This is a genomic window from Neobacillus terrae, assembly GCF_011393025.1.
GTDB lineage: Bacteria > Bacillota > Bacilli > Bacillales > Cytobacillaceae > Neobacillus_A > Neobacillus_A terrae.
In genome coordinates this window covers 99,944-113,172 of the sequence record NZ_JAAOEO010000014.1, presented here as the reverse complement: position 1 = coordinate 113,172, position 13,229 = coordinate 99,944, and the positions used below count along the sequence as shown (strand labels likewise).

At 39.4% G+C, this 13,229-nt stretch carries 12 protein-coding genes and 1 pseudogene; 10 read left to right on the top strand and 3 right to left on the bottom strand.

Annotated features, from left to right (window positions below):
- The first annotated feature begins 286 nt into the window (after positions 1-286).
- A pseudogene (locus G8761_RS18465) lies at positions 287-966 on the top strand (polysaccharide deacetylase family protein).
- Positions 967-1,146: 180 nt separating this feature from the next.
- Here G8761_RS18465 and G8761_RS18460 read toward each other — a convergent pair.
- Positions 1,147-1,437: a hypothetical protein gene (locus tag G8761_RS18460; RefSeq protein ID WP_166029352.1), complete on the bottom strand. Its 291-nt coding sequence runs from the start codon at positions 1,435-1,437 to the stop codon at positions 1,147-1,149.
- Positions 1,438-1,637: 200 nt separating this feature from the next.
- Between G8761_RS18460 and G8761_RS18455 the strand changes: the two genes are divergently transcribed.
- Both G8761_RS18455 and G8761_RS18450 read left to right on the top strand, forming a co-directional pair.
- On the top strand, positions 1,638-2,387 hold the full coding sequence (locus tag G8761_RS18455; RefSeq protein ID WP_166029350.1) for an alpha/beta hydrolase: 750 nt from the start codon (positions 1,638-1,640) through the stop codon (positions 2,385-2,387).
- 202 nt (positions 2,388-2,589) lie between these two features.
- Positions 2,590-3,444 carry an STAS domain-containing protein gene (locus G8761_RS18450; RefSeq protein ID WP_166029348.1) on the top strand — a complete coding sequence of 285 codons (855 nt, stop codon included), beginning with the start codon at positions 2,590-2,592 and terminating at the stop codon, positions 3,442-3,444.
- Positions 3,445-3,484: 40 nt separating this feature from the next.
- On the opposite strand, the gene G8761_RS18445 is transcribed toward G8761_RS18450, so the two are convergent.
- Complete coding sequence (locus G8761_RS18445) at positions 3,485-3,910, bottom strand: CBS domain-containing protein (RefSeq protein WP_166029346.1); 426 nt, start codon at positions 3,908-3,910, stop codon at positions 3,485-3,487.
- A gap of 391 nt (positions 3,911-4,301) precedes the next feature.
- Between G8761_RS18445 and G8761_RS28145 the strand changes: the two genes are divergently transcribed.
- From G8761_RS28145 to G8761_RS18415, 7 genes are all read left to right on the top strand, one after another.
- The gene (locus G8761_RS28145; protein ID WP_420800269.1) at positions 4,302-4,385 is read left to right on the top strand and encodes a putative holin-like toxin; all 84 of its coding nucleotides are present in this window, start codon (positions 4,302-4,304) and stop codon (positions 4,383-4,385) included.
- Positions 4,386-4,686: 301 nt separating this feature from the next.
- Positions 4,687-5,712, top strand: coding sequence for an FUSC family protein (locus tag G8761_RS18440; RefSeq protein WP_166029344.1), 1,026 nt, complete (start codon positions 4,687-4,689; stop codon positions 5,710-5,712).
- A gap of 338 nt (positions 5,713-6,050) precedes the next feature.
- A complete protein-coding gene (locus G8761_RS18435; RefSeq protein WP_166029342.1) occupies positions 6,051-8,306 on the top strand; it encodes an AAA domain-containing protein in 2,256 nt (751 codons plus the stop codon).
- A gap of 116 nt (positions 8,307-8,422) precedes the next feature.
- The gene (locus G8761_RS18430) at positions 8,423-8,710 is read left to right on the top strand and encodes a GNAT family N-acetyltransferase (RefSeq protein WP_338000991.1); all 288 of its coding nucleotides are present in this window, start codon (positions 8,423-8,425) and stop codon (positions 8,708-8,710) included.
- A gap of 68 nt (positions 8,711-8,778) precedes the next feature.
- Complete coding sequence (locus tag G8761_RS18425; RefSeq protein ID WP_166029340.1) at positions 8,779-9,051, top strand: DUF1292 domain-containing protein; 273 nt, start codon at positions 8,779-8,781, stop codon at positions 9,049-9,051.
- Between the two features lie 465 nt (positions 9,052-9,516).
- Complete coding sequence (locus G8761_RS18420; RefSeq protein WP_166029338.1) at positions 9,517-10,281, top strand: helical backbone metal receptor; 765 nt, start codon at positions 9,517-9,519, stop codon at positions 10,279-10,281.
- A 28-nt stretch (positions 10,282-10,309) separates the two neighbouring features.
- Positions 10,310-11,632 (top strand): geranylgeranyl reductase family protein, encoded by a 1,323-nt coding sequence (locus tag G8761_RS18415; protein WP_166029336.1) that lies wholly within the window; start codon positions 10,310-10,312, stop codon positions 11,630-11,632.
- Positions 11,633-12,037: 405 nt separating this feature from the next.
- Here the strand turns inward: G8761_RS18415 and G8761_RS18410 are convergent, their stop codons facing one another.
- The gene (locus tag G8761_RS18410; protein WP_166029334.1) at positions 12,038-13,192 is read right to left on the bottom strand and encodes a glycoside hydrolase family 18 protein; all 1,155 of its coding nucleotides are present in this window, start codon (positions 13,190-13,192) and stop codon (positions 12,038-12,040) included.
- Positions 13,193-13,229 lie beyond the last annotated feature (37 nt).

Below are 13,229 nucleotides of genomic sequence, written 5' to 3'. Positions count from 1 at the left end.
GTCAGGAAGGCGTTGCCACAGGACGTGGCGATTTTAGCCTTTCATCATCTAACCAGGGCGCTTGCGCCTTTTGTTCTTTGCTAGTCAGAATTAATATCCATAAATTCTGAAAGGACTGCGGACTGGACAAGGAAGCTTCGTGCTATACCGCGCACGAAGATGAGGGAAGTCCCGGGTTTGAGCGAGATAAGTAAAACTTAGGCATCCGCCTAAGGGACTTGACGAATGCCGTGTTTTACCAATAATATGATTTTAAAAAAGAGGTACTTATGCTTAAAAAAGTCTTATCAATCGGTATAGGGACTCCTTTGTTATAATTTTACTATTTCTAGGAACCTATAAATTAATGAACTCTAGAACGTTTCAGCTATTTGGAGGGTTAACAAGTCAGGTAAATATAAATGACAAAGTGGTAGCCTTAACCTTTGATGACGGGCCGACAAAGAATGTGGAAAAAATACTCCCGCTGCTTGAAAAATTCATGCTAAAGCTACCTTTTTAGTTATAGGAAACGAACTCCAAAAGAATTCAAGTTATGGACTAGCCATTGTTCAAGCTGGACATCAATTGGGGAATCATTCTTATACACACCAGAGGATGGTCTTGAAAAGCCCTTCATTTGTTGAAAATGAGATAACGAAAACCAATGAACAGATTCGGAAAACGGGTTATAAGGGCGCTATAGCTTTCCGTCCACCAAATGGGAAAAAGCTTGTAGTTTTGCCTTACTATTAAATAAACTTCATCAGGAAACAATAACCTGGAGCTTCAAACCGGATACATATTATACGTCTGTTAAAGAAAAAATTCACTATGTAAAAAAATGTAAAACCTGGAGCCATTATTCTACTGCATCCTATGTATGACAAGAGCAGAAATGAGTTGAAAGTAATAGAAGGAGTATTAGGCTCCTTATCCAAGAAAGGGTATCAATTCGTTACGGTCAAAGAACTTAAGAAACATTAAGCTGCCTGGATGATCCAGACAGCTTTTATATTATTTATTATATAGCTCTATTAACTTCACTGTGTAGCTTTCCACTCCAGTCAACATAGTACAAAATACATAATGATCTTGAACACAGACCTTTATAAAATAGAGAGGGAATCGCTCCTTTACTATCTATAACAACCAATTCATATTAATTTAATAAGGATCATTATTTGTTTCTACGTATGATTCAATTGCTTGGTCCAGGGCATTGAACGCTTGTCCATAGGCGGCAGAGGAAGAAACATCTCCGGCGCTTTTAAGGGCGAAAGTAGCATTTTTTGCCTGTGTGAGTGCAGTAATGGCATTTTCAATCATTGTGCCCTTATCTCCGTATTGCTCAAGGGCCTGCTGGAGCCTGCCAATACTTTCATCTATATTCACTGCTTCCGGATGATCGAATGCTTTTTCAAGATCCTCTTTTACTTGCTGTAATACTTCCTTCATGTATTTTACCTCATTTCAAAAAATTTTCCGCTAGAGTAGTTTGACCATTGCCCAGGAAGGATATTCAATTATTATTGGTTTGGATTCTTGCTAATTCATTTGGAATCTATTTTGCTAAAAAATTTGATATGATGAAAAAGGGAAAAAGCATAATGTCAGCTAATACATAATTAAAAAGAAATAATTAAGGGAGAGTTTACATGCAGCAAGCAATTTCAATCATTCATAATAAGCAGATTCTTAGAGGTATGGAACATATCAGGGTTGGTGAAAAAACTCCGGCAGTCATTCTGTTCCACGGTTTTACTGGAACGAAGCTTGAGCCACACCGCCTATTCTTAAAAATATCAAAAGCACTTGAAGATAGAGGCATTGCCAGCTTTCGTTTTGATTTTTTAGGAAGTGGTGAAAGTGATGGTTACTTCGAGGATATGACTGTTTTAAAGGAACTTGAGGAAGCAAAAACCATTTTTGAATTTGTTAAGTCCCATCCATTGGTTGACAAAGATAGGATTGTCGTTCTTGGATTTAGTATGGGTGGTTTGGTAGCCAGTCTCCTTGCAGGTCATTTACAGGATGATTTACATAAATTAATTCTTCTCGCACCGGCAGGAAGCATGGCAGAAAAAGCATTAGAAATGCAAAAACATGCTCGCTATATCGAAAGCAAAGATGCTTATGATATAGGAGGAAATTTAATTGGCAAGCCTTTTATTGAGGAATTGCAAAGCATTGAAGTATGGACAGAAGCAGCAAAATATGAAAAGGATGTTTTGCTTATTCATGGAACTGAGGATAAATCCGTTTCTTTTGAAGTATCAAAAGAATATATTGAAAAATGCTATGGCGAAAAGGCAAGTCTTATCTCCATCGAAGGTGCCGATCATACCTATAATTCATTTGATTGGGAGGAAAAGGTTATTTCAGGAATTTTCCATTTTCTTAAGTAAGCAGTGTATTTAAGAAAGCGAGTAAAATTTAGTGAGCTTGAATTGTAAAAGGCTTTGTATGTGTATCTTAAAAGATGGGTATTAAAAAGGTTTTTAGGTTTATCAAAAATACCAAGGCACGTATAAATTCAAAATTGCCTGTATTTAAGGAACCTAGTAAAATAATTAGTATTAACGAAAGTAATGCAGCCGGAGGATTAATATGAATAACGAAGAACTTAATATACTTGGGTCCCGAATATCTGAAAAAAAGAATGAAATTGCTAAAAAGGTTCACGAAATTCGTAAATCAGAAGCAACGGTTGAGCAGCTAAAATTTGCTGAACAGCTGGAAGATAAAGAGGTAATTAAGATTCGCTCCGATTTTGTGGAATTATTTTCAAAGGCCCTGATAACGGGAGTAAATAAAAATGACGCATATGATGCTATTGAAAAATGGGGCAAGGAGACAGGGGAATACGCTCATAATCTTGGTGTTCCACTTGATGAAGCTCTTAAAGATACAAGCTATTATCGTTCTTTTATTAACAATACAATAGAGGAAGCAGCGGTCGAGGAGAATATGTCAGTCCGATCAGTTTTCCGGGCATTAAGTATTATTGACCCCTTGATGGATCATGCTGTTTATTGCTTTAGCTTAACCTATGTACACTTTTACAAAAAAACTCTTGAAGATGCTAAAAACGCATTCTTAGAGTTATCGGTACCTGTTGTTCCATTGGCAAAAGGAATCGCTGTTCTTCCGTTAATTGGCAATATCGATGAAGAGAGAGCTCGTCGATTAATGGAACAAACGCTAAGTGAAGCGAATAGACTAAAACTTTCAAACCTGATTCTTGACCTTTCCGGTGTAGCTATGGTGGACACCATGGTTGCAGACCAGATATTTAAGGTAGTTTCTGCTTTAAAGCTTCTTGGTGTTCAAACTATTGTTACAGGAATCAGACCAGAAATTGCTCAGACAGCTGTAAACCTTGGCCTTGATTTTAGCACACAGGCGACAAGAGCTAATCTGCAGCAGGCACTTTCTGACCTTCAGCTTTTAAAAATTAAATAATAAAACAACCCACCGCACTTCATGTACGGGGGTAATTTTTTTAATTATTTGGTTCGGAAGGATTGGAGATCTCCTCGAGCGCTTCTCCTGCTTCCGTATCAAGCTGGTTCGTAACCGCAAGGTCTCCGAGAGACACGATACCGATCAGTTTTCCCTCTTCCACAATAGGAAGACGGCGAATTTGAACGTCGGCCATTAAATCGGCTGCTTCCTCTGCTGACATATGAATGGTACCTCTGACTGGATCCTCTGTCATTACTTCTGATATAGGGGTATCAAGTGGCAGTTCACTGGCTAAGGCCTTGATGACAAGGTCGCGGTCTGTGGCAAGGCCTGCTAGCTGATCACCTTCACAAATAGGAATAACACCTACATCCAGCTCCTTCATTTTTTTTGCAACCTCGGAAATCGGGGTATTAGGGGGACATGTTTCTACATCTGTTGTCATGACTTCTTCAATATTCATGGTTTGTCCTCCTCTTAAATGTCTTTATTGCCATTTACCCCGTTTAAGGATCTGGAAACTGTCAGTTTTATGCATAAAAAAGGTGTCTTTATTGATAAAAAGAGAGGAGCAGAACTCAAGAGAAACTTGGCAAATGAAAAAGCTTAAACTGGCACGCTTGGAATAACGGGAAAACAAATTCGTTATGGATAATCGCGGAATCTCCGCCACATTTTATTTTTCCTTTAACGGAGGGTTTTTGAAAAAGCTTTCAGGGATATACGAAGTAAATACGGAGGATAATTCTCTGTGGGATTTCTCTTTTCGTAAATGATATAATTGATAGAACAATAGAATAGGTTTTCTTAAGGGTGGTCGGCTCACTCCCCGAAACGAAAGGGGGTGATGCCGTTTGACAGTATTTGAATCGATTATGACGATGATAGCCTTTGCAACTTTAGTCGTGTCGATTTTGTCATTTAACCAAAAAAAATAATCCACCCTTGAGTTAGAGGCTCTGATGGATTATCGTCCCTAATAGCCGATCCCCTTTGCGGGAACCTTCTATTGTATATGACCGGACATGTTCGCGCATGTTTGGTCTTTTTTAGTTTATATTGATATTTGTTTTTATTATACCCAAAATACCAGAAAGATGAAAATATTTAACAAAAGATTTGTTTTAATCAATTAATCTTGACTCTTAAACCAACATAATGAAAGGTGAATTCATCATAGTATATAACCAACGTTTGTTGGAAAAATATCTTTAAATTCATGCTAATGCAGGAGAATCCATGAAAAAGAAATCAGGAAAACATTTATACGAAAATCCTTATTTATTGACTTTTAAAATGGCATTAGGCTCTGCTTTATCTTGGGAAATATCCTCACTTGCAGGTTCTGGTCACCCATATCTTGCGCCTCTTTCCGTCATACTTTGTCTTCAATCCACCATTGATCAATCTCTCCGCTTTTCGTTCCACAGGATTATTGGTACTGTGTTAGGGGTTATGGTAATTGTCCTTCTGGCAAGCCATTTTCACCTTAACGGCTGGATTTTAGGCATTCTTATATTAATTGGAGCTAGCCTTGCTTTATTCTTAAGGCTGGATGAAAAGGTGCTTCACCAGGTAGCTCTAACAATCCTTTTTGTTTTTGTTTTCGAACATAAAACTAAGGGATATGCAATAGATCGAATTAGAGATACGATAATTGGTTCTATTGTAGCTGTTCTAATACATATGTTTCTGTTTCCGCCAAACTTTACTAAGGAAGCACGGCATCGAATTAAAAACCTGCGAGGAGATCTTACAGTAAACATTTCCAGCTTGGCAAATTGGCTTAAAAATGGAGAAAAGCCTTATGATGAATATGAACTGGGGCAAGAGTTGAACAAACTCTTGGAAGGATTGCACGATGCACAGTACTCTTTGAAAAAAGCGGAAAATAGTTTGAAATGGAATCCCTTTTCTGCAAAAAGCAAACAAGCGCTTATAAAATATTCTAATGAATTAAATCAGATTCAAAAGGGGTATTTTTTTTTAGCTTATACACAAAAGATTCTTTTCAATTGGTCAGAGACAAGGGACAATTCCTTAGATGAGAAAAACAAATGTACAATACTGTTGTATTCGGTTGGACAATATTTTGACGGAATGGATTTGAATCCCCGAGAACATTTAAAAAGGATTAAAGAAGCACTAGAAAAATTGAATCCAGAAACAAAAAAGCAAAGAGAAACGAATATATATTCTGTTTCAATATTTCAAGCAGCAGCTGACTTATATAAGGATTTGAACAAATCACTTTCATTGGGATAAACTTTTTTATTAACAGTAAAAGATTATAGAGTTAATCAAAAACTACAAATCGAGGAAAGGGGAAATTTTTATAAAAAAGAGGTTAAAATGATATAGTGGGAAGAGTATAAAGTTCAGCCTTTTCTGGTTGAACTTTCTTTGGCTAATAAGAATTTATTTACATAAATTCTTAACTCACGCCGGGCAGGGCAAGGAAGGCCTCGACAGCTTTGCCTCGCACGAAGAAAAAGTATATCTTTTTCGAGGATATGCTTTTTAGAGCGTGATAAGCAAAACAAGGATATACGCAAGAAAGGACTTGGCGGGTGCCTAGTTTTTCTAAAGAAAGAAGATGGAGCATGAACACAACAATTCATTATATAAAAGAATGGCAGCAGGCATTAATTAACGAAATAATGCATTTAAAAAAATACGGAAGCAGCAAATACCTCATCAGGAATGGCAGACTTTTATCAGGTAATAACTCGTTTATTTATTATTTTGATAGTCCTTTGCCGATAAAGGTTCCTGTTGGTTCAGTCATCCGAATTGAATGGGGAAATATCAAAGAAAAAGGAAGGCTCCTCTCCTCAGAAGGGAAGGGGGTTATGGTAGAGCTTGAGAAGCCCTTTGGCGATTTGCTGAAGGAAGCATACCTTCTGCATGACCCGTGGGAACTCCTTGACCAGCTAATCGAGAGACTGGATGATATTAAAAAAGACAAGAAAAAACGTTTACGGATAAAAAGGCTGATGGATCCTTCTATGCCATCCAGTCATCCTGCTGAAAAAATAAAAAGCAATGTTCAGGAATTATATTTAAGATCAAAATATAATCCAGTTACATACGTTTGGGGACCTCCCGGGACAGGCAAAACATATACACTTGCCCGCACAGCCGCAAACTATTATTTTCAAAAGAAAAAAGTCCTTATTCTTTCACATAGCAATCAAGCGGTGGACGTCATACTGGCTGAAATATCCCAGTTTATCAAAAAGAAGGGTCGATTTCAGGAGGGGGATGTGCTTCGATATGGCCAAAATGCAGGATTACTGCTCAAAGATCATGAAGGAATCACCACTAGCCAATTATTAAAAAACCAAGATTCAGGGCTTTTGGAGAAGAAAGAAAAGCTAATTGATGAAAGGCAGAATTTAAAGCAGGATTTATGGCGTTCGTTCAGTCACAGGGATTCCAATAAATTAATCGAGCTGGAAACAAAGATAGCACGAGTTATGGAAAGAATTCGCCAGAAGGAAATTCATTTGATCAAGGAAGCTTATATCATTGGAACTACTCTAGCTAAGGCTGCTTCTGATCTATCTATTTATGAAAGGGAATTTGATATCGTAATCGTGGATGAAGCTAGTATGGCCTATGTTCCGCAAGTGGGGTTTGCAGCAGCTCTTGGAAAAAGAGTGGTTATATGCGGAGATTTCAAGCAATTACCTCCCATTGCTCAAAGTAGAGACTCGCTGGTTTCTAAATGGCTGAAGGAGGATATCTTCCATCGAGCTGGAGTTGTAGATTCCGTGCAAACTAGGCAGCTGCATCCCCATTTGTTTCTTCTTAAAGAACAGAGAAGAATGCATCCGGAAATTTCTGCTTTCACTAATCGATTTGTTTACAACTCCCTCGTTGGAGACCATGCTGAGGTTTTAAAAAATCGCTTGGAAATAGCCGAGAAAGCACCATTTCCTGGAAGGGCATCTATTTTGCTCGATACCAGCTTTTCAGGTCCCTATTGCATAAATGAAAGAACCTCCAAGTCCAGGATGAATCTATGGCATTTGCTTTTGTCCTTTCAATTAATTCATGAAGCTTATAAGGAAGGGGCAAATTCCATTGGTTATGTGACCCCTTACCGGGCGCAAGCTAACATGATGGAACTTTTGCTAGATGATCTTTATGAGAAGGAACGGATTAACGCTGATATCATTTCGGCTACGGTACATCGCTTCCAGGGCAGCGAGCGGGATGTCATGATTTTTGATACAACAGACAGCGATCCGCAGGAACGAGCAGGAATGCTGCTAACAGGTAATGAAAGTGAACGCTTGATTAATGTAGCGATTACCAGAACAAAAGGAAAGTTCGTTCATGTAAGCAGCCAGAATTTTATTCGTAAGCGAGTCTTTCAAGGAAAAACATTAAGGCAGCTTTTGGACCATCAAGTAAAAGCAGGCCAAACAGTCACAACCCGGGAAATAGGGGTTTGGATTAAGAATCAGCATCCAAGACTGCAGTGGATGCATGCGCTTAAGCTGGACAGAATTTTTCAGGATATTAGCCAGGCAACTTCCTCTATCATCCTTTGCCTGCCAAATGGAGCTGCCCTTTCTCAAAAGTGGGTTGAAGCTCTCGAAAATAGAAAGAAAAAGGCAAAATTAATTATTATCAGTGACTCTACTGAGGAGAGACTAGAGCCGGACTTTAAGGAAGAGGAGCCGTTCTCTTTTCCATTTGTAATGATAGACGGCCAGATATTGTGGCTTGGCATGCCGTTGGAAGGTTTAAAAGACGCCAGGCCACCGTTTGTTACAGCAAGGCTTGAGTCAGAAAAAATTTGTTCCCACTTACTAGATCAAATGAAAGAAAGGGTCCGCGGTTTTTAAGGCGGGGGATCTGTTTACGAGTCTTTGGATTGGGAAAAGGTAAGATAGAACAAAAGAAAGCCATACGTTTTCCATAATACATTTATGTTAATTGGCAATTAAGGAGGAGAAATGCAGTGTTTGATATTAAAAAAGGCGATCAGGAATTTTATATTGAAAAAAATGGGGAAAAGCTTGGAGCAATACAATATGTTACAGAGGGCTCAAACCAGAATGGAAAAGAAACACTCACAATAACCCACACCATGGTTTCAGATGAACTAAAGGGTCAAGGGGCTGGACAAGCTCTTGTTAAAAAGATCGTTGAATATGCACGAGATGAAAACAAAGCGATTATCCCGGAATGTTCTTTTGCCAAACATATTATTGAAAAAAATGAAGATTATAAGGATGTTTTGGTCTAGTTTGATTGAATTTTTTCGGCTAGAAGTGGAAAAATAAAGGAATGAAGGTTAAGAAAGGGGTTAAAAAAATGGATAAGATTGAGGTTGGGGAAGTCTTTACTATCACAGATGCTAATGGTGAAGAACAGGACATAGAAATACTTGCAACAGTAACACTGGAAAATACGGATTATGCTGCAGTAGCATTTGCAGAGGACATTCAGGAAGAGACGGAAGACGATATCGATATTTTCTTCCTAAAAGTTGATCAGGATGGCGATCTTGCAGCTATAGAAAGTGACGAAGAATTCGAAAGGGTCTCTGTTGCCTTTGAGGAACTTCTTGATGAGGAAGAGCAGTAAAACAATTCTGAGAAGCTGATGCTTCTCTTTTTTGTCGTCCAGCTCTGCGCAGAGCCAGTTTTCCTCGTGAATATGCTTCTTTGAATATCTTGTGAGGATCAAGACCGATAGGTGATGATTCGAACTGCTCGGGGTCATAAGCCAAATCACTTCAGAAATCAAGACAAGGAACACTGCGGAAGCATCCGCATCTCACGAAGGAAAAGCTTTAGCTTTTCCGAGGATGACTACGTGATTACTCTTATGCCTGTGGGAGGCCCACAGGACGTAGGTCAGAAAGGCGTTGCCACAGGACAAGGAAAGCTTCGGCAGCATAATCATCGCACGAAGAAAAGCGCAGCTTTTCGAGGACGTGGCGTATTTAGCCTCTCATCATCTAACCGGGGCGCTTGCGCCTTTTGTTCTTTTCATAAAATCTTTGTTGGTTTAAACTTATTACATAAAATTAGAAAAAGGGGTGAGCGGGTGAGAGTTGTGTCGATATGCCCAAGCAATACCGAATTGATGGAATATTTAGGGCTTGCAGGCCTGCTTGTTGGAGTGGACGATTATTCAGATTGGCCTATTTCCATTACAGATTTACCCCGGGTCGGTCCAGATCTGTCGATTGATATGGATAAAGTTGAATCATTAAAACCCGACTTGGTCCTTGCCTCGCTGAGTGTACCTGGAATGGAAAAAAATGTGATGGCATTACAGGAAAGGGGAATTCCTCATATTGTCTTAAACCCTCAATCACTTTCCGATATTGAACTCGATTTAACCTTGACTGCTGCAGCATTAAAGGAACCAGATAGGGGAAAAGAGGCAGCGGCCAAATTTCATTCACGTCTTGAAGATATAAAAAAAAGAGCTGAAGAATGTAAAAATCGACCAAGACTTTATTGGGAGTGGTGGCCGAAACCCATTTTTACTCCGGGTAAAATAAACTGGCTGACAGAAATCTCAGCTGCAGCCGGTGCTGTTAATATATTTGAAGATGTTGAACTAGCCAGTGTTATGACCAGCTGGGAGGATGTCAAAAGCCGTAATCCTGATTATATCTGCCTTGCTTGGGTAGGGGTACGAAAAGAAAAAGTGCAAGCAAGTGTCGTAACAAAAAGACAGGGATTTGACCAGATGAATATTAGCAAGGATCATATTTTCATCCTGGAAGAGGAGCTTTATTGCCGCCCATCTCCACGGCTGCTTGATGGTTTGGAGAAACTGTTTGTCATGATTCACGGATAATAGTAATTTTTAAAAGGGGAAATTTTTGTTGGAAGACCAAATGATAAAAGATAGCGCAAGGGCTATTATTATAGGAGGGGGAATCTCAGGAAAACTCATTGCTGCCTCAATCTCTCCATATTTTGATAGAGTTGAAGTATTGGAAAAGGATGCAAAGGCTAAGGAGAACTCTGTCCGTCCGGGTGTGAGCCAGGGACATCATATTCATGCTTTGCTTCATGCCGGGGACCAGATGCTGGAGATGATTTTTCCGGGATTTAAAGATGATATGGAGAAAAAAGGTTCTATTAAAATTGATTCTTTAAATGATTTTTATTGGTTTCATCATGGGGCCTGGAAAATCAGGTCAAAAAGTGAGTTTTCTACATTCCTTCAGTCTAGGCCCTTTCTTGAAGAATACATTGAAAGCCGTATAAACATTATTAAAAATATCGCCTATTCTTATGAAACAAAAGTATTAGCCTATATTGGCAGCGATGATAAACGTAAGGTTATTGGCGTTAAAATCCTGCAGGACGGAGAAAGGAAAACATTGTCCGCAGATTTAATTATAGATGCAAGCGGGGCTGCTTCATTTTCAAAAAGCTGGATGGAGAAGCAGGGGCAAAAGGTTTATGAAGAAAAGGTTGAAATAGGCCTCTGTTATGCGACGAGGCAGTTCCAATTACCAGATAAGGAGAGGGATTTTAAGATTAAATTAACTTATCCCAATCCTCCCTTTGAAAAAATTGGCGGGGCCTTATCTAAAGTCGAGGGCGGAAAGTATATAGCTACTCTAATAGGATACATAAATAGTATTAAGCCAGAAGAAGTACAAAGCGAAGAGGGCTTTATAAAGTATTCCAAAAAGCTTCCTCTCCCTGATATTTATCAGGAACTCTCAGCGGGGAAAAGTTTATCGGAAACACGGGTGTTTAATATTCCCCATATTGTATGGCGGAGATTTGACCGTATTCATATGCCTGAGGGGTTAATTATTGCTGGTGACTCCTTTTGCCGGATTGATCCCTTTTTTGGGCAGGGAATGAGCATAGCCGCTCTTCAGGCAAACGAAATAGGTAAGAATTTTTCTAAGGGGAACAGGAGTACCAGCGGATTACAAAAGAAGCTTGCAAAAATCGTAAAACCTGTCTGGTCCATGGTCATATGCGAGGACTTCCGATACAGTGAAGTAAAAGGTAAAAAACCTTTTGGATTAGCCATTCAACAATGGTATGTAAAAAAACTATTTAAGATTTCTGCGACCAATTTAAGCATCTATAAGGACTTTGTTAAGGTAATGAACTTAACTAGCCCCATCACCACTCTATTTAAACCATCGACCATTAAGGAAATTTTCAAAAGCAAATAGGAACAAAAGGCGCAAGCGCCCTGTTCAGATGATGAAAGGCTAAATACGCCACGTCCTGTGGCAACGCCTTTCTGACCCACGTCCTGTGGGCCTCCAACAGGCATAAGACGAATCACGTAGTCATCCTCGGAAAAGCTAAAGCTTTTCCTTCGTGCGATGCGGATACTTCCGCAGTTTTCCTTGTCCTGATTTCTGAAGTGATTTGGCTTATGACCCCGAGCTGTTCGAATCATCACCTATCGGTCATGATCCTTACAAGATATTCAAAGAAGCATATTCCCGAGGAAAACTGGCTGTGCGCAGAGCTGGATTACAATAACCTAGTTCGGAGTTTTCCACAAGGTGAAAATCTATAATTTCCTAACCGATAAAAAAAGAAGCAGCCTCGGATGAGACTGCTTTTCCTCATTTAGCTGAAGTAACCAATTTATCTTCTTGCATGGTCTTGTTAATAGAAGCGGAAGCGCTAAGTGGGCCTTGCAAGTCATGGCCTTCCTCCCAAAGCATCATTCCTCCAAAACCATGGGTAAGCGCGAGGTTCGTTTTTCTCTGAATGGTTGTTTCGCCATTATAGTGATAGGTGGTGCCGTTCATTTGAATGGTATCTCTTTTTGCATTTTCAGGGTTTGACTTAATAATCGTCGAATAAGAGACCTGTTTTATGGCCGGATCGTCTGGCTGGCCATATAATGGGACACCAAGCACAAGTTTTTCCTTTGGAATCTTGTTGGCTTCAAATAAACCAGACCAGTAGTTTACAATTTTTTCGGTAAAAGGGTAAGGTGACAGATTAGCTGCATTGTAACCGCCATCCCATTGACCATCGTAGGCCATAATATTAACATGATCAGCATATTGGAACATACTTGTATCGTAAATGATTCCGTGTGCCTCTGCCAAGGTTTCACTGTTGATTTTGGCATGAACAGCAAGTGAAAGTTCTTTATGGCTGCTGTGAAGCCTCTCTCCCAGTGACTTTGCGAATGCTGCCAGACTTTGAGCATCCTGCTGTGAGCGGGGGTGCTCAAAGTCAATATCGATTCCATCCAGCTTCTCCTGGTCAGCAAGAGAAATGAGTTCATTTACCAGCCTTTCTCTTGTAACTGGATTGACGATTGCCGGTTTGAAATATTGATAGGAAACTCCGCCATACAAATGAAACCAGCCCCCAATGGCGATCATTGCCTTTTTATTATGACTATGTGCATCATCCACCATTTTTTTCAAATTTTTCTTGGCGGTCGGACTAGTAAGCAAAACATGGCCATCCTTAGTCGGGTGGGCAAAAGAAAATATGACGTGAGTCAGGTTAGTATAATCAACTGTATCCGGGTTCCGGAAATCCTGCACATACCCGATTAACACTTTCGGCTTTTTCTCAACCGCGTTTGGGACATTTTTAATCGGTGGATGCTTTTCTGAGTGTGATAGAGACTGAGTATTATATGTCTTTTCTTTACCATTTTTATCATAGTTGGAAGAGTATAAAACTCCGCTAAAAAATCCTCCTAAAAAGGTAATGATAATTACCAATGCTAGGAGGATCTTGTACTTTTTCATCTATAAATTCCCCCTGATAATAATCCATCCTAAAAAT

Bases quoted from the DNA above. Each gene is read 5' to 3' on its own strand.
- G8761_RS18440 (WP_166029344.1), top strand. From the start codon at position 4,687: ATGAAAAAGAAATCAGGAAAACATTTATACGAAAATCCTTATTTATTG.
- G8761_RS18435 (WP_166029342.1), top strand. From the start codon at position 6,051: ATGAACACAACAATTCATTATATAAAAGAATGGCAGCAGGCATTAATT.
- G8761_RS18460 (WP_166029352.1), bottom strand. From the start codon at position 1,437: ATGAAGGAAGTATTACAGCAAGTAAAAGAGGATCTTGAAAAAGCATTC.
- G8761_RS18445 (WP_166029346.1), bottom strand. From the start codon at position 3,910: ATGAATATTGAAGAAGTCATGACAACAGATGTAGAAACATGTCCCCCT.
- G8761_RS18425 (WP_166029340.1), top strand. From the start codon at position 8,779: ATGGATAAGATTGAGGTTGGGGAAGTCTTTACTATCACAGATGCTAAT.
- G8761_RS18410 (WP_166029334.1), bottom strand. From the start codon at position 13,192: ATGAAAAAGTACAAGATCCTCCTAGCATTGGTAATTATCATTACCTTT.
- G8761_RS18450 (WP_166029348.1), top strand. From the start codon at position 2,590: ATGAATAACGAAGAACTTAATATACTTGGGTCCCGAATATCTGAAAAA.
- G8761_RS18455 (WP_166029350.1), top strand. From the start codon at position 1,638: ATGCAGCAAGCAATTTCAATCATTCATAATAAGCAGATTCTTAGAGGT.